The sequence below is a fragment of the Enterococcus sp. FDAARGOS_553 genome (assembly GCF_003812305.1).
In the GTDB taxonomy this organism is placed as follows: domain Bacteria; phylum Bacillota; class Bacilli; order Lactobacillales; family Enterococcaceae; genus Enterococcus_D; species Enterococcus_D gallinarum.
In genome coordinates this window covers 1,076,483-1,091,666 of the sequence record NZ_CP033740.1, presented here as the reverse complement: position 1 = coordinate 1,091,666, position 15,184 = coordinate 1,076,483, and the positions used below count along the sequence as shown (strand labels likewise).

The 15,184-nt window shown below is 35.0% G+C and carries 18 protein-coding genes; 12 read left to right on the top strand and 6 right to left on the bottom strand.

The window, feature by feature from the left end; all coding sequences use genetic code 11:
* Nucleotides 1–60: 60 nt before the first annotated feature.
* Nucleotides 61–1,191 (bottom strand): DNA polymerase III subunit beta, encoded by a 1,131-nt coding sequence (gene dnaN, locus EGX73_RS05680; RefSeq protein WP_123866813.1) that lies wholly within the window; start codon nt 1,189–1,191, stop codon nt 61–63.
* Nucleotides 1,192–1,350: 159 nt separating this feature from the next.
* On the bottom strand, nt 1,351–2,688 hold the full coding sequence (gene dnaA, locus EGX73_RS05675) for a chromosomal replication initiator protein DnaA (protein WP_003129244.1): 1,338 nt from the start codon (nt 2,686–2,688) through the stop codon (nt 1,351–1,353).
* Between the two features lie 509 nt (nt 2,689–3,197).
* Here dnaA and rpmH point away from each other — a divergent pair.
* The 4 genes from rpmH to jag all read left to right on the top strand — a co-directional run bounded on the left by rpmH (nt 3,198) and on the right by jag (nt 5,413).
* On the top strand, nt 3,198–3,332 hold the full coding sequence (gene rpmH / locus EGX73_RS05665) for a 50S ribosomal protein L34 (protein ID WP_002356012.1): 135 nt from the start codon (nt 3,198–3,200) through the stop codon (nt 3,330–3,332).
* Nucleotides 3,333–3,453: 121 nt separating this feature from the next.
* Entirely contained in the window at nt 3,454–3,789 is a 336-nt protein-coding gene (gene rnpA, locus EGX73_RS05660) for a ribonuclease P protein component (RefSeq protein WP_003129188.1), read from the top strand.
* A gap of 18 nt (nt 3,790–3,807) precedes the next feature.
* A complete protein-coding gene (locus EGX73_RS05655; RefSeq protein ID WP_003129186.1) occupies nt 3,808–4,632 on the top strand; it encodes a membrane protein insertase YidC in 825 nt (274 codons plus the stop codon).
* A 16-nt stretch (nt 4,633–4,648) separates the two neighbouring features.
* On the top strand, nt 4,649–5,413 hold the full coding sequence (gene jag, locus EGX73_RS05650; protein ID WP_003129185.1) for an RNA-binding cell elongation regulator Jag/EloR: 765 nt from the start codon (nt 4,649–4,651) through the stop codon (nt 5,411–5,413).
* Between the two features lie 184 nt (nt 5,414–5,597).
* Here the strand turns inward: jag and EGX73_RS05645 are convergent, their stop codons facing one another.
* The gene (locus EGX73_RS05645) at nt 5,598–5,927 is read right to left on the bottom strand and encodes a heavy metal-binding domain-containing protein (RefSeq protein ID WP_003129184.1); all 330 of its coding nucleotides are present in this window, start codon (nt 5,925–5,927) and stop codon (nt 5,598–5,600) included.
* A gap of 223 nt (nt 5,928–6,150) precedes the next feature.
* Between EGX73_RS05645 and mnmE the strand changes: the two genes are divergently transcribed.
* Nucleotides 6,151–7,548, top strand: a complete 1,398-nt coding sequence (mnmE, locus tag EGX73_RS05640) for a tRNA uridine-5-carboxymethylaminomethyl(34) synthesis GTPase MnmE (RefSeq protein ID WP_123866812.1) — start codon at nt 6,151–6,153, stop codon at nt 7,546–7,548.
* 20 nt (nt 7,549–7,568) lie between these two features.
* A complete protein-coding gene (mnmG, locus tag EGX73_RS05635; protein ID WP_123866811.1) occupies nt 7,569–9,464 on the top strand; it encodes a tRNA uridine-5-carboxymethylaminomethyl(34) synthesis enzyme MnmG in 1,896 nt (631 codons plus the stop codon).
* Nucleotides 9,465–9,541: 77 nt separating this feature from the next.
* On the opposite strand, the gene EGX73_RS05630 is transcribed toward mnmG, so the two are convergent.
* Both EGX73_RS05630 and EGX73_RS05625 read right to left on the bottom strand, forming a co-directional pair.
* Complete coding sequence (locus EGX73_RS05630) at nt 9,542–10,705, bottom strand: site-specific integrase (RefSeq protein ID WP_123866810.1); 1,164 nt, start codon at nt 10,703–10,705, stop codon at nt 9,542–9,544.
* A 100-nt stretch (nt 10,706–10,805) separates the two neighbouring features.
* Entirely contained in the window at nt 10,806–11,405 is a 600-nt protein-coding gene (locus EGX73_RS05625) for a DNA-binding transcriptional regulator (protein ID WP_123866809.1), read from the bottom strand.
* 262 nt (nt 11,406–11,667) lie between these two features.
* On the opposite strand from EGX73_RS05625, the gene EGX73_RS05620 reads away from it, so the two are divergent.
* Nucleotides 11,668–11,925 (top strand): helix-turn-helix domain-containing protein, encoded by a 258-nt coding sequence (locus tag EGX73_RS05620; protein ID WP_123866808.1) that lies wholly within the window; start codon nt 11,668–11,670, stop codon nt 11,923–11,925.
* 309 nt (nt 11,926–12,234) lie between these two features.
* Nucleotides 12,235–12,948, top strand: a complete 714-nt coding sequence (locus tag EGX73_RS05615; RefSeq protein WP_123866807.1) for a hypothetical protein — start codon at nt 12,235–12,237, stop codon at nt 12,946–12,948.
* Nucleotides 12,949–12,971: 23 nt separating this feature from the next.
* On the opposite strand, the gene EGX73_RS05610 is transcribed toward EGX73_RS05615, so the two are convergent.
* The gene (locus EGX73_RS05610; RefSeq protein WP_123866806.1) at nt 12,972–13,301 is read right to left on the bottom strand and encodes a helix-turn-helix domain-containing protein; all 330 of its coding nucleotides are present in this window, start codon (nt 13,299–13,301) and stop codon (nt 12,972–12,974) included.
* Nucleotides 13,302–13,428: 127 nt separating this feature from the next.
* Between EGX73_RS05610 and EGX73_RS05605 the strand changes: the two genes are divergently transcribed.
* From EGX73_RS05605 to EGX73_RS05590, 4 genes are all read left to right on the top strand, one after another.
* Nucleotides 13,429–13,641 (top strand): helix-turn-helix transcriptional regulator, encoded by a 213-nt coding sequence (locus EGX73_RS05605; RefSeq protein ID WP_123866805.1) that lies wholly within the window; start codon nt 13,429–13,431, stop codon nt 13,639–13,641.
* A gap of 26 nt (nt 13,642–13,667) precedes the next feature.
* Nucleotides 13,668–14,033: a zinc ribbon domain-containing protein gene (locus EGX73_RS05600; protein ID WP_123866804.1), complete on the top strand. Its 366-nt coding sequence runs from the start codon at nt 13,668–13,670 to the stop codon at nt 14,031–14,033.
* A gap of 37 nt (nt 14,034–14,070) precedes the next feature.
* Nucleotides 14,071–14,397, top strand: a complete 327-nt coding sequence (locus EGX73_RS05595; RefSeq protein WP_123866803.1) for a hypothetical protein — start codon at nt 14,071–14,073, stop codon at nt 14,395–14,397.
* A gap of 307 nt (nt 14,398–14,704) precedes the next feature.
* The gene (locus EGX73_RS05590) at nt 14,705–15,142 is read left to right on the top strand and encodes a hypothetical protein (protein WP_123866802.1); all 438 of its coding nucleotides are present in this window, start codon (nt 14,705–14,707) and stop codon (nt 15,140–15,142) included.
* Nucleotides 15,143–15,184 lie beyond the last annotated feature (42 nt).

Below are 15,184 nucleotides of genomic sequence, written 5' to 3'. Positions count from 1 at the left end.
TAAACTATTTTTGTATTTTCAGACGTTTGTTTCATGCATTTACAATAAATATGAAAAATTCTAATTTGTGCGGACTGGTGTAATCAATTGAATAAAGCTTCCTTGACTTTCAGTTGGTTCCAAAGTGAATGGTCTGATAGCAGAAATAAAGCGAATCGTGATGTTTGTATCTCCAAAAGCTCTTAGAGCCGCCTTCATGTAATCAGGATTGAAAGAGATTTCCAATGGTTCTCCTGAAACTTGCTCGTAGGATAGATCTTCTTCTACTTTACCAATCTCAGGAGAATTCCCATATAAAATAACAGAATCTTCATTTATTGACAAACGAACAATGTTATTTCTTCCTTCATGTGAAAGTAAAGATGCGCGTTCGATGGCTGACAACAATTCTGGAACTGAAAATTCAATTTCTGTGTTAAAACTTGATGGTATCAATCGATTTGTATCTGGGTAAGTCCCTTCTAATAGGCGTGAATAGAACTTCATTGTATTGGTTTGGAACAATACTTGATTATCCATGATACTGATTTGAATAGCTTCTTCTTCATCTGTTAAAGAACGGGACAATTCAGTCAAACTTTTCCCAGGAATAACGATGTTGAAATTCGCTTCCCCACTTTCTAATGGAATTACTCGTTGACTTAATCGATGGGAATCTGTAGCTACAGCTAATAATTTCTTATTTTCAAGAACAAAATGAACACCGGTTAGAATTGGACGACTTTCGTGCTGTGAAACAGCAAAAACTGTTTCGTTAACAATTTTATTTAGAATCTGAGCAGGAACTTCGATGCGATCTTGACTTTCGACAACTGGTAAATGTGGATAACTATCAGCATCTAATCCATTTACAGTAAAGTTAGCTTTCCCTGAAGTTATTGCTACTTGGTTATTTTCTATCACTTCCAGCGTAACAGTATTATCCGGTAAGCGACGAATGATTTCACTAAAAAATCGTGCTTGTAAAATAATTGCTCCTGTTTGTTCAATTTTCATTTGAACTTTTTCTTTCTCTACGCTTAAAAAAGTCTCAATTGAAATATCAGCATTACTTCCTGTCAGAGTTAAACCTTTATCAGTTAGAACTAATTTAACACCTGTAAGGATCGGTATGGTAGTTTTTGATGAAATGGCACGTTGAACGGTTTGTAATTCTTGCATGAACTCTGTTCGATTTAAAGTTACTTTCATTAGGAGCACTCCTTTTATTTATAGTTATTAAATAAGGTAATAGTAGTAATAGGCTTGTTAGTATTGTGGATAACTAGAAAATATCATTGAGACGTCAACGAAAACGCCTGTGTATAACCTGTGCATAACTTTTTGACATGTTTTTGCTTTATCCACAACTCAACTAAAGAGAATGTTTTTGATTTCTGAAATTTCATTCTTAATGGTAGGATCCGTTTCTGAAAGATGTTGGATTTTTTCATGAGCATGAATGACTGTAGTATGATCTTTACCTCCGAATTCAGCTCCAATTTTAGGTAAAGAGTTATCCGTTAGTTCACGAGAAAGAAACATGGCGATTTGCCGAGGTACGACAATTCCTTTGACACGTTTTTTTCCTTTGAGATCATTTATATGGATATGGTAGTATTTTGCAACTTCCTCTTGGATTTGCAATATAGAAACTTGAGTGCTTCCATGACTTGACTTTAATGCTTTGATTGCTTCTGCAGCTAAGCTTGTTGTAATATCCGAATTTTGCATAGTTGCAAATGCTTGTACACGCACTAATGCGCCTTCTAATTCCCGAATATTCGAATCAATTTGTCCTGCGATATAACTCAGTGTATCGTCAGGGATTTCGAGGCGTTCAGCTTCTGCTTTTTTTCTTAAAATCGCTGTTCTAGTTTCTAGATCTGGAGGTGTAATATCTACAGATAACCCCCATGCGAAACGTGAAACCAATCGTTCAGGTAACGTGGGTATTTCATTTGGTAAGCGATCACTTGTCAAAACGATCTGCTTGTTATTTCGATAAAGCTCTTCAAATGTATTAAAGAATTCTTCTTGTGTCCCTTCTTTATTGACCAAAAACTGAATATCATCAACAAGTAAGAGATCAACATTTCGGTATTCATTCCGAAAATCTTCCATTTTATTCTTTTGGATCGAAGTAATAAAATCATTAGTGAAGTTCTCACTGCTCACATATTTGATTTTTGCATTTGGTCTTTTTAACAGCATTTGATGTCCGATAGCATGCATCAAGTGAGTTTTTCCTAGACCCACACCACCATAGAAGAATAACGGATTATAGATAGAACCGGGATCTTCAGCTACAACTAAAGCTGCAGCATGAGCCATCTGATTTCCTTTACCTATAACAAATGTATCAAAAGTATATTTTTCGTTTAGAATAGTTTTTCCTTTTTTTTCTGCTTTTTCAGTAACTGTTTGTTCAACAGAAGGCGATTTTTGCAGAGCTTCTGCTTCTTCAGCAGTGACAAAACTAGGAATTAGTTCTTCACCGGTCTTCATGAAGCCCATCTCAACAATTTTTGCAGCTAGATTTTTTTCCCAATAAGATTTATGAAGATCACTGGGTACTTCAATCAATAACTGATTTTTTTCAAAAGATAATATGTTGGCTGTTTCGATCCAAGCACTGTAACTTGCTGGATTAAGTTCTTCTTTAAAAGATTTCTGAAGATCTCGCCAAATGGAATCAGCAGATGACATAAATTGTCCTCCTATAGCTAAGAATAGATAATACTAATTTAGCACGGATGGAAGAAGTTTTCCACAGATTATAATAAAAAAGGTTAGAAAAAAATACTTTTCCACATCTATGGAAAAAAGAACAGGAGAAATTAACTTATCAAATTTACGGTTATCCACAGAGGAGGAGTGTTTGTGGATTGTTACAATAATCTCTTGTTTATCCACAAGTAACTGTTAATCAAATACGTTGATGTAAAAGCATTTTACTGATTTATGCACAGCTAGAAAAGTGTATGTGGATAACTTTTTAGAAGGGTGTTTATTTGTGGAAAAAGCAGGAAAAACTTGTGGAAATAAGTTATCCACAAAAATGCAAAATCCACAAGTAACACACAGTTCATTTAGTTTATGTGGAAAACAAGACAGTAAAGTGGGTGAATTTTATATTGACAAAACACTGTCTGACTCGTTATACTATCAAAGTATGTCTATGCGCATAATCATTATTTTGATGGAGGTGTCACTAAATGAAAAGAACTTATCAACCAAATAAACGTAAACGTCAAAAAGTTCACGGATTCCGTAAACGTATGAGTACAAAAAATGGACGTCGTGTTTTAGCAAGTCGTCGTCGTAAAGGCAGAAAGGTTATTTCTGCATAAGCCACTGAATGCCAGTGGTTTTTTTTATGCCGTTTTTTAAGGAATATAGTGAATCCCTTTTACTAAATATGGTATTATTGACAGGTGAGTAACCAAAGTAGAAAGAAATGAAGGAACCAAGATGAGAAAGGCATATCGCGTAAAAACAGAACAAGACTTTCAAAAGGTTTTTCAGAAAGGAAAGTCTTTTGCAAACCGTAAATTTGTTGTCTATGTTCTGCAGAAAGATCAGCCACATTTTCGTGTCGGATTATCTGTAGGAAAAAAAGTAGGAAATGCTGTTAAACGAAATGAGATCAAACGAAAAATCAGAGCAAGTCTCACGGATATGCAACCTAGAATCAAACCTACACTCGATTTCATCGTAATTGCTCGTCCAAGTGTTTCGAATTGCTCTTCTCAAGAAGTATACTCGAATTTAGAGCATGTGTTAAAGCTTGCTAAAATCATTAACTAACGGAAAGGAATTATTTAAGTGAAAAAAGGAAAACGTATCTTACTATTTTTGGGGATCGTCTCATTGGTAGTTGTCTTGTCTGCCTGTAGCGCAACTGGGGAAGTGAATGCGCAAAGTTCAGGATTATGGGATCGTTATATCGTTTATTACTTTGCTGAAGCGATCAAGATGCTATCTTTTGGCAATGCTGGGATTGGGATCATTCTATTTACTCTGATCATTCGGATTATTCTCATGCCTTTAATGCATTTTCAAACAAAGAGTATGCGAAAAACTCAAGAATTGCAGCCAAAATTAAAAGCTCTGCAACAACAATATGCATCGAAAGATAGTGAAACACAAAATAAATTACGTGCAGAAACGCAACGGCTTTATGCAGAAAATAATGTGAATCCTTATGCCGGATGTTTGCCGCTACTTGTCCAAATGCCAATTTTGATGGCATTATGGCAATCGATTTCGCGGGTTCCAGCTTTACAAGAAGGAAAATTTTTGTGGTTACAATTAGGGGACCGAGATCCTTACTTTATTTTACCTATATTAGCTGCACTATTTACATTTGCAAGTACTTATTTGTCTAGTATGAGTCAAATAGAATCAAATGCTAGTTTAAAGATAATGAATTTTGCAATGCCATTGATGATTTTATTGATGGGGATCAATATCGCTAGTGGTTTATCTTTATACTGGGTTGTATCCAATGCATTCCAAGTAGTACAAACGTTGATTTTGAATAATCCATTCAAGATTCGTCAAGAAAGAGAAGAAGCTGCTCGAAAAGAAAGAGAACGAGAAAGAGCGCTGAAGAAAGCAATGAGTCCTAAGAAAAAACGTAAGAAATAAAAGGAGGTTGCAGATAATGCCGATTTATGAAGGTCTTACAGTAGATGAAGCTATCCAAGAAGGATTGCATGCTTTAGGTTTAAACAAGGATCAAGCAGTGATCGATGTTTTGGATGAGGGGAAAAAAGGTTTTTTGGGTATTGGTAAAAAGAATGCCCGCGTATCAATTGAAAGAAGTGCTGCGGATGAATCAAAAATCATCACAGAATCAGTAACTGAAATAATTGAAGAAATCTTAGAACCTGAACTTGAGGAATCAGTGCTTACTGCAAAATCGCAAGCAGATACGGAAGAAAAACCTAACGCAAAGGATCTTTCTGATGATGAAGCACTTACTCATCTTGCTTTATATTTGACTAACATTTCTAAAGCATTGAATGCACCAGCCCTTGTAAAAACAGCACGAGAAGATGGCTTGATCGTTTTTCATCTAGATACACAAAAGCAAGGACTCCTGATTGGAAAACATGGAAAAACACTAAATGCTTTACAATATCTGGCACAAGTATATATTCATCGAATCGCAGCAAATAAGCTATCCGTGGTTGTTAATGTAGGTGATTATCGTGAAAAGCGTCAGGCAATTTTAGAGCGTCTGGCCAATAGAACAGCAGAAAAAGTTAAACGCACAGGTAGACCAGTCTTTTTAGAACCTATGCCAGCTTTTGAAAGAAAGCAAATCCATTCTGCATTAAGTAAGGATGCCCAAATACAAACACACTCTGAAGGTGACGAGCCTTATCGGTACTTGGTGGTTGAACCAGCGAAAAAAAACTTTTAAGTCTAAAGGAATTGACAAGATATTTGAAACCAAGTATTCTTGACTAGAAATCATTCTTATCAAAGTAAACATACGATGAGTAGTTCTTACTTTGGTGAAAAAAAGAGTCCGTTTGCCACGGACTCTTTTTTTATATTAATTGTATTGGTAGTATCGAGGTTTAGCAGTTTATTGTTGAGGGAAATTAGCCGCCGATTGTAGATTGTGTAAACTGTACAACTGTTCCATAAGCAAAAATTTCTAAAAAAGTTTTCCCGTTTTCTACGATCCGATCATGTTCAAAATGGCAGTTGATTACAGCATTAGCACCATAACTGTGCGCTTTTTCTTTCAGACGAAAAGCAACATCAGAGAGAAGCGCATTCAAATCGATTTCAGGATCAAATAAATCTACTTCAATTTTATCTGCGGCAAAGACAATATCGCGAACAATGTATGGCCGATTGACATTTCCGGTAGAAAGAATGATTTCCTTGATGCGAGAAGAAGTATCTATTTTTTTGGACGTATCCATAAAAATCCCTCATTTCTTATTGTTTCCTTTATTTTAAATGTTTTTAGTGTTTGATGCAAAAGATTAAAAGTTTACCAAGTAGACTTGCGACAAAATAAAAAGTATGCTAATCTATTCCCAGAATTTTATATGACAAGCAGTCAAAGTGCTAAGTCTATCCGTTATGAGTTTGACGGGTGGAGTGGGCGCTTTTTTTATGCGAAAAATTAGGAGGAGCTTTAGTATGGTGAGTATTACGCAGGAATTTGATACGATTGCAGCAATATCTACGCCCCCTGGTGAAGGAGCGATCAGTATTGTTCGATTAAGTGGTGAACAAGCAATTTCCATAGCAGATGCTGTCTTTCAATCAGGAAAGAAAAAACTAATAGATGTGAGTAGCCACACGATACATTATGGCCATATTTTTGACCCTGAGAAGTATCAAATGATGGATGAAGTTATGGTATCGATCATGAGAAAACCAAAAACTTTTACTAGAGAAGATATAGTAGAAATCAATTGTCACGGCGGGATTGTTGTCGTTAATCAAATTTTGCAATTAGTTTTGCGTCAAGGAGCACGGTTGGCTGAACCGGGAGAGTTTACAAAGCGTGCTTTTCTTAATGGGCGTGTTGATTTATCTCAAGCTGAAGCAGTGATGGATTTGATTCGTGCAAAAACTGATAAAGCAATGAATCTCGCTATCAACCAATTAGATGGTAACCTCTCAAGATTGATCCGACAACTACGGCAAGAGATCTTAGAGACATTGGCACAGGTAGAAGTAAATATCGATTATCCAGAATATGATGATGTCGAAGAATTGACAACACGTTTATTATTAGAAAAGGCAAATCAAGTCCAGAAACAGATACAAGCTCTTTTACAGACAGCACAGCAAGGAAAAATTTTACGAGAAGGTCTCAGTACAGCAATTATTGGTCGGCCAAACGTAGGCAAGTCAAGTCTGCTAAATCACTTATTACGGGAAGAGAAAGCAATTGTAACAGATATTGCAGGTACTACTAGAGATGTTATTGAAGAGTATGTAAACGTACGTGGTGTGCCTTTAAAGTTAGTTGATACCGCAGGAATTCGTGAAACAGAAGATATCGTTGAGAAAATTGGTGTTGAACGTAGTCGCAAAGCACTCAGTGAAGCGGATTTGATTTTATTAGTACTAAATCAAAGTGAGTCACTCACGACAGAAGATAAACAATTATTGGATATTACATCTGGAAATAAACGAATCATTTTGCTAAATAAAACAGATTTACCTTCAAGAATCAATCAAGAAGATTTAGTGCCCTATTTAGAGAATGAGCCTGCTCTTCCTATTTCGGTATTAACGAGTGAAGGATTGGATCAACTTGAACAAGCAATAGCTGACTTGTTTTTTGGTGGAAATACAGGAGACAAAGATGCTTCTTATCTCTCAAACACTCGTCATATTGCATTATTGGAAAAAGCAGAACAATCATTAGCAGAAGTGATTCAAGGAATTGAAAGTGGGATGCCTGTTGATCTTGTGCAAATCGACATGACTCGTTGCTGGGATTATTTAGGCGAAATTGTTGGAGATAGTGTTCAAGATGAATTAATTACGCAGTTATTTAGTCAATTTTGTTTAGGAAAATAAAATTACCAAAGGAGAATACGATGCAAGAATATCAAGCAGAAGAATATGAAGTCATAGTAGTTGGTGCAGGTCATGCTGGATCAGAGGCTGCTCTTGCAGCTAGCCGTATGGGGTGTAAAACATTATTGTTAACCATCAATTTAGATATGGTTGCATTTATGCCTTGTAATCCATCAGTAGGAGGTCCTGCTAAAGGTGTAGTTGTTAGAGAGATTGATGCTCTCGGGGGCGAGATGGGGAAGAACATCGACAAAACATACATTCAAATGAGAATGTTGAATACAGGTAAAGGACCGGCTGTGCGTGCATTGCGTGCACAAGCAGATAAACATGCCTATGCTTCTGAAATGAAAAAAACCATTGAAATGGAGCAAAATTTGACATTACGCCAGGGTATTGTAGAGAAATTGATTGTTGAGGATGGTATTTGTAAAGGCGTTGTTACTGCAACTGGAGCTCGTTACCAAGCAAAATCGGTGATCATTACTGCTGGAACTGCGCTACGTGGGGAAATTATTATTGGTGAACTAAAATATTCTTCGGGACCTAATAATTCTCAACCATCCATTGGACTTGCTGATCATTTAAAAGAGTTAGGTTTAGAAATTGCGCGCTTCAAAACTGGTACGCCGCCACGTGTGAAGTCAAGTACCATCAACTATGATGTAACTGAGATCCAACCCGGTGACGAAGCCCCTAATCACTTTAGTTACAGTACACCAGATAGCCAATACAAAACCAATCAAGAACCTTGCTGGTTAACCTATACCAATGAACATACACATCAAATCATTAATGATAATATTCATCGTGCACCAATGTTTACTGGAATCGTTGAAGGGGTTGGAGCAAGGTACTGCCCTTCGATCGAGGACAAAATCGTACGTTTTGCCGATAAATCACGCCACCAATTATTTTTAGAGCCAGAAGGTTTAGATACCGAAGAAGTGTATGTCCAAGGACTTTCAACTTCTCTTCCAGAAGACGTCCAAGTCAATATGCTCCATTCGATTGCCGGGCTTGAAAAAGTTGAGATGATGCGTACGGGTTATGCTATTGAATATGATGTTGTAGTACCACATCAGTTACGACCAACGTTAGAAACAAAAGTCATCGCTAACCTTTTTACAGCAGGACAAACAAATGGAACGAGCGGATATGAAGAAGCAGCGGGTCAAGGATTGATTGCTGGCATAAATGCTGCTCTTAAGATTCAAGGAAAAGAGCCTTTTATTATGAAACGTAGTGATGGATACATCGGAGTAATGATCGATGATCTAGTAACAAAAGGGACTAATGAGCCATACCGTCTATTGACATCGAGAGCAGAATATCGGTTGTTGCTGCGTCACGATAATGCGGATCTTCGTCTAACAGAAGTCGGACACCAAATTGGCTTAGTGGAAGAGCCACAATACCAAGCCTATCTAACAAAAAAAACAGCTGTAGAAGAGGAAATCCAACGTCTAAAAAAAGTACGTATCAAACCAACACCATCTGTTCAAACTTTCCTCAAAGAGAAAGGAACCGCTCCATTAAAAGATGGTGTTCTAGCAAATGAATTTCTACGCCGTCCAGAAGTAAATTATCAAGAACTCTTGCAGTTTATCGAAGCAAACCCTGCATTAAAGCCGAAGGAAATTGAGCAAGTAGAGATTCAGATCAAATATGAAGGATATATCAAAAAAGCCCTTGAAAAAGTAGAAAAACTAAAACGCATGGAAGCAAAACGGATTCCTGAAAACATTGATTATGAAGCAATCAATGGTCTTGCAACTGAAGCAAAACAAAAACTACAAAAAATACAACCAGAAACCATCGCTCAGGCCAGCCGAATTAGTGGCGTAAATCCAGCCGACATAAGTATATTGATGGTCTACATCGAACAAGGGAAGATTGCGAAAGTAAGCCATTAAAACGCTTGATATCAAAGGATTAAGGGGTAAAAAAGTATCCTCATAATATCATCTGACTCCGTTTTTGACCTCGCTTATCATCCGTTCATGTAAGAATCAAATAATTCGACTGTTTCATTTTGCCGATTTTTTGATACTTTAATATAAATGTCCATGGTTGTTTTAGAAGAAGAATGCCCTAGCCTATCTTGTACATCTTTTACTTGAGCACCTGCCTCAAAGAGAAGGGTAGCATGAGTCTTTCTAAAGCCATGGACTTTGATTATCTTCATATCCGGGAACTTCCGTGCTACTTTATCCATGACATGGTTAGGGTAGCCTTTGTAAAGGAAGTCCCTTTTTTTATTCCCTTTGATAGTGCTGATTACAGGTATATCATCTATATTATCTATCCGAATACCCCTAGAAAGGTTCTTTTTTGTTACAGAACGTTTCCATTTTTTTAGAATACGTAAGGTTCCATTATCAATTGAAATTACTCTCTTTGATTTGTCTGTTTTTGTAGGGTTAATACATAGAGAGCCATCGGATAGTTCTACTAACGTTTTGTTGAAACGGATAGTTTGATTATCGAAATCTATGTCTTTCCATGTCAGCCCGAGTATTTCTCCTTTTCGTGCCCCTGTATAAGAAGCTATTCTAAAGAATACTAAAGCCCGCTCATCTTTTAACTTATGCAAACATTCAAAAAACAGATGTAGCTCCTCTTTTGAATAGACTTCCTCTTTGATCTCAGTAGAATTACTAATTGATTTAGGTGTAATTGTCCTCTCCATGGGATTGTTATCAATCACACCCAAAAGTACGCCATAGTTGAAAACTTGTGATGCGTAACTTCTAATTTTTTGAAAAGATTGATATTTTGTAGCCCAATCTGTTAGTATTTTTTGACATATAGAAGGAGTGATAGAGTCCAGTTTCATTTTTCCAAATGAAGGGAGTATTTGGTTAGTAAAGTAGTTTTTTATCCGTTGCTCAGTAGTATTACGGATATTAAGTGTATGCTGGCTCATCCACAGATAATATAATTCTCTGTATGTCCGTATGGAGTTATTATTTATTCCCTTGGATTCGATTTCTAATTGTAATCTAGCTAAATCTAAGCAAGCTTCCTTTTTTGTTTTAAAACCTCTACGTGTTGTCCGTCTTTCTTTTCCAGTTATGGGATCTTTGCCCATGTAAAGCTTGTAGAACCACGCTGTTGTGCCATCACTTTTCTTATATTGTTTCAGTATTGCCATTGATAAAACCTCCTTACAGAAGCCGTACAAGCCCGCTGAGAGCTCATAGGCTAATTTCCATCGCATTCCCCCTTTCTTTTAAACAAATTACCAGCTGTACTCATTTTTGTATCTTATTACCTAGATATTTTATTAATAATTTCAATTCATCAATCGTTAGCTCGTTTTTTTCAATATCAATTAATAAATTCTCTACTTTCGGCGGAAGAGTTTTGACAAATAGATTTATTTTTAAGCTGTTCTCCGTATGCATCAAGAATAAATCTACAATATTAGCTATATCAAAATAATCAAAATTTAAACGTTTGGTATCCTCAATTACGTTTTTTATAATTAAACTCTTTTTTTCCTCGGACATAGATTCATAGAAACTGAATAGCTCATATTGTTGAGAATGTTTCAATTTATCTTTCACCTTAGAATACAGAAAGGACTCGGTTGTAAACAATGAAACGAGGTATTTCTCAAAATTTCCGTAGACAATATCTTCAGCTGTTGTTTTGCCTAGTATAGCAATCAGCTCAAGACTACCATTATTAGGTAGCCTTTTTCCTTTTTCCCAATTAAAAACGGCGGCTTTTGTTGTGCCATTAATTAGCTGTCCGAATTGTTCCATTGTACAGTTAAAACTTTCACGAATAGTTTTAATTCTTTTCCCAACTACTGTGGGATCGTAAAAATCGTATTTTTTATAATTCATTATTATCACCTGTTTTAATAATACTATTTTATGTTTACTTAGTAAACATTTTTTATTGACTTATTATTGTAAATGTTTTTTAATAGTGTTGTAAAAAAGAGTTTTCACGGGTTGGGGAATTTTTTTTAGGGTTATTGACTTCTGTCAATAACCCTTTTTAAAGGCTTTTTATTAGTGTTATTCAACCTTTTTTATGTTGATATTCTATTCATTTACATATATGATTCGGTGTATAAATTTTGTTTTTTAGGAGGCTTAAAAATTGAAAATAGAGGTAAACACTGAAAGGATATTTGAGGAATTAAAGTCAGAGTTGAGAAGTGAAATAAAGTTGATAACTGAAATAAATAGGTTTGGAGATTATCTCACTACATCGCAGACAAAAGAATATTTAGGAGATATTTCCACAAACACGTTGGCTAAATTACGTAAACAAGGATTAAAACGAGTTACTATTGATGGTCTGTGTCTATACAAGAAAGCAGACATTGTTGAGTTCTTGGATGAGCATAAGTATTGATTCACTTAATTTAAATAAAATTATTTATTTCTTAATACTGAGTAGTCTTGGCAAAAGGCATAATTAGGGCTTTAAGACCTTGGGGCTACTCGCCCCAAACCCGAGCAATCTTTCAGATTGACCGAGGAAGGGGGCTTTGCCCCCTCCCGAGGATAGTTGCTTTGCTAATTATAAAAATGACTTTATGCTCAGTTATTAAAAGAAAAATACTTTATATCCATATATACATCGGATAAAAAAATAATTAATCATCTTCTCACAGTTATTAGGGGCGCAAAAACAAAAAAACGGACAATGAGGTCATAGAAAATGAAAAAAAATAGTCTTGAGATAAAAAATTTCGATATTATCAACTGGAAAATTAAAAGTACCGAAAAAGGAAAATGGACGCTTAAATGGCTCTTTTCAATTTTATCACCGTATCATATTTGGGATAAAAGGACTATAAAAGATGAATTTACGTATAGTATTCTTTTTGAATTGAGGAATGGCAAAAAAAGATTTACTACTACGGGTAGTGATATTTCGTATGAGGAGTACCTTCTATCGGATTGTTCAGAAAGTTCTTACGAAATAATTAAAATCTTATCCAATGCGAAACGGGCGACGATTGATAGATTTTTCCAGAAGGAACTCAATAAGAAAAGAAGAATGGAAAAAGATCTTAAAATTGAGTTTGAAAAGAAGTACGGTAAACTATCCAATGATGAAAAGCAATTTATCAAAAAAAATCGGTTATCTAAGATAAATAGATATAAGAACAAGTACGAGATAGGGGATTTATCAGACAATTTCTCGTACGGTGGGTTATCGGAAAATGTTTCTATTCACCAAAGAAATATGGAAATAATGGATGAACTTATTCAGAGGTTAAAAGATACAGAATTAGTATTTTTAATGGAAATAATGATGATGGAACCAGAGGTAATTTCAAAAAAGCAAGGTATAAAAACAGAATCTGTTAACAGAAAAATCATCCGATTGCGCGAAAAAGTGCTTAGTATTATCGATGAAAGCGGCTAAACCATTCAATAATAGGGGATTTATCAGATAAAGTTATTTCGCTCAATTTCTTGTTTTTTTAGTAGTCTCATATAAGAGATAGTGTTTTCTCTGTCCCGGGGATTAAGAGAGCGATATAAGGTTAAGAAGTCTTCCTCTGTCTCAACTATTTCTTTGTCTATAAAATGGCTTACGGGTACTCCTAATGCCTTAGAAAGGGCAGTTAAACTTTCTAAATTGGGTTCAGTTATAGAATTTTCCCACCGTGCAACAGCTTGTTGTGTAGAGAATATTTTTTCAGCTAGTTCTTTTTGTGTCCATCCCAAAGCTTTTCTTTTCTCTCTAATCATTTTTGCATATAATTTTTGTTCCAAAATAACACCTCCGTTCACAATAGAATACAACAACTTGTTGTAAAAGTGTCGTTTCAAAATGTTTTATGCTTTATTAGAGTTGAAATACATCATTGTGTTGTTTATAATGGATGCAAGGAGTGGAATGATGAAAAAAATAAGTAACCTTAGCCGATACAGACAAGAGAAAGGATTTTCTCAAATTGAGCTAGCAAAAAAAATGCATGTAACACAACAGTGTATAAGTTCATGGCAAACCGGAAGAACTATTCCCAAACCTTACCAAATGAAAATTCTTTCTGAAATTTTAGACATACCTGTAAACGAGTTGTTTTACGAGAAATTTAATAGAGTCGATTAATCAATCTTATAATCAGGAGGATGAGTATGTATTGCAAAAAGTGTGGTAAAGAGATAGCGGATGAAAGTAAATATTGTCAGTTTTGTGGGACATCTCAGAGAATGAACCACTTAGCAGTGTCAGAGGTTGAAAAGAAGAATACTGATCAGATTTTCATTGAAGTAAAAGAGCATATGGATAAAGGGAAAGAGACAGGAAAATTATATTTGATTATTGGATGGATTTCTATGTTGATTTCATTACTATTTATTCCTGTAGCGTTTGGGGCTATTTCTGTTATTATGGGATATCTTTATCGAGATACGGATGAAAAAATGGGAACTGTTTTGATGATAGCAGGTATAGCAGGTGCTATTCTAGGGGTTCTTTTGGGTATGTCAGCGAATTATTAGTAAGAAGTAAACCTTTGAAAAATTAGGAGACTGAATATTGAATAAAATAAATATAAATAAAAATTTTATTATCGTAGGAGTTGTTTTACTAGCTGTTATAATGATTATTTTTTATAGAAGAACGGATTCATCCGGACTCGAAAAAACGTCTGCACCATTAGTAACTCAAATCCTTCAAGAGCAGTATGGAATAAATCATTATTGTGATGATGTTACAATAATCAAGAATAATGGAGATAATACCTATCTAGCTAAAGCTACACTGGGGAACGGGAGTGTTATCAATGTGAAAATTGAGTATTATCCAAAGAAAGACCGGGTATATGTAGAAGTACCATATACTGAAGTATTATTGTTAAATTAATATATGATGTACCCCCACCCCCTTAAAAATTAACCGTATTTTAGGAGATACCTTCAGAAAGAAAATTCTAGCTGGAGGTTCTTTTATTAAGTGATTTTAGTCCGACTATATTGTATACTATATGAAATGAAACAGAATATTTCTGATGAAAATTGTTATGGTAGGATTTAACAGTTTCAGATACCTAAATATCATTTATGATTTTTTTTTAAAATAGTGTCTTTTTAGTCACAAGATAGTGTGTTTTTTTAGCAAAAAATGCTGTTTCATTTATTTCATATATATCTGAAATCAGGAGATTGAGATAATGAATTTATTCACGAATTCTAAAATAGTAATTTTAAAGTATAAAAAAAGTTCTCTGATGATCATTATATTATTATCTGCTTTGATTTTTTGGGGAGTCCGAGATAACAAGGGCTTTGAGGGGTACTATAATGGTATGGATGAGCAAGGTGACAGTATTTATATTGAAATTACAAAAGATAGATTGAAGTTATTGCAAGGAAATCAGTTAACCGAGCATGCTTATACTATTGAAGATATTAAAACAGATGAAGGAAAATATATCAATACTTTATTAATGGTGAAAGATAATGGGACAATCATTACTTTTGCAGAATCTAAAGGAGAAAATGGAAGTTATGCCATGTTGTTGTCAAGAGATGACGGAAACACCTTGAATTCTGTAAATTTTAAGAAGGTTGAAAAAGATGTTAACCCGATTGGAGAAATCAATAAATAGGTGGTAATAATTATAGTTAAAACGTTATTTAATCTTAAGTCA

What these genes read in the sequence shown, in the direction of transcription:
- rpmH (WP_002356012.1), top strand. Translation starts at nt 3,198, where the DNA reads ATGAAAAGAACTTATCAACCAAATAAACGTAAACGTCAAAAAGTTCAC.
- EGX73_RS05625 (WP_123866809.1), bottom strand. Translation starts at nt 11,405, where the DNA reads ATGAATTATAAAAAATACGATTTTTACGATCCCACAGTAGTTGGGAAA.
- EGX73_RS05630 (WP_123866810.1), bottom strand. Translation starts at nt 10,705, where the DNA reads ATGGCAATACTGAAACAATATAAGAAAAGTGATGGCACAACAGCGTGG.
- EGX73_RS05645 (WP_003129184.1), bottom strand. Translation starts at nt 5,927, where the DNA reads ATGGATACGTCCAAAAAAATAGATACTTCTTCTCGCATCAAGGAAATC.
- EGX73_RS05600 (WP_123866804.1), top strand. Translation starts at nt 13,668, where the DNA reads ATGTATTGCAAAAAGTGTGGTAAAGAGATAGCGGATGAAAGTAAATAT.
- EGX73_RS05615 (WP_123866807.1), top strand. Translation starts at nt 12,235, where the DNA reads ATGAAAAAAAATAGTCTTGAGATAAAAAATTTCGATATTATCAACTGG.
- jag (WP_003129185.1), top strand. Translation starts at nt 4,649, where the DNA reads ATGCCGATTTATGAAGGTCTTACAGTAGATGAAGCTATCCAAGAAGGA.
- EGX73_RS05590 (WP_123866802.1), top strand. Translation starts at nt 14,705, where the DNA reads ATGAATTTATTCACGAATTCTAAAATAGTAATTTTAAAGTATAAAAAA.
- dnaN (WP_123866813.1), bottom strand. Translation starts at nt 1,191, where the DNA reads ATGAAAGTAACTTTAAATCGAACAGAGTTCATGCAAGAATTACAAACC.
- dnaA (WP_003129244.1), bottom strand. Translation starts at nt 2,688, where the DNA reads ATGTCATCTGCTGATTCCATTTGGCGAGATCTTCAGAAATCTTTTAAA.
- rnpA (WP_003129188.1), top strand. Translation starts at nt 3,454, where the DNA reads ATGAGAAAGGCATATCGCGTAAAAACAGAACAAGACTTTCAAAAGGTT.
- mnmE (WP_123866812.1), top strand. Translation starts at nt 6,151, where the DNA reads ATGGTGAGTATTACGCAGGAATTTGATACGATTGCAGCAATATCTACG.
- mnmG (WP_123866811.1), top strand. Translation starts at nt 7,569, where the DNA reads ATGCAAGAATATCAAGCAGAAGAATATGAAGTCATAGTAGTTGGTGCA.
- EGX73_RS05605 (WP_123866805.1), top strand. Translation starts at nt 13,429, where the DNA reads ATGAAAAAAATAAGTAACCTTAGCCGATACAGACAAGAGAAAGGATTT.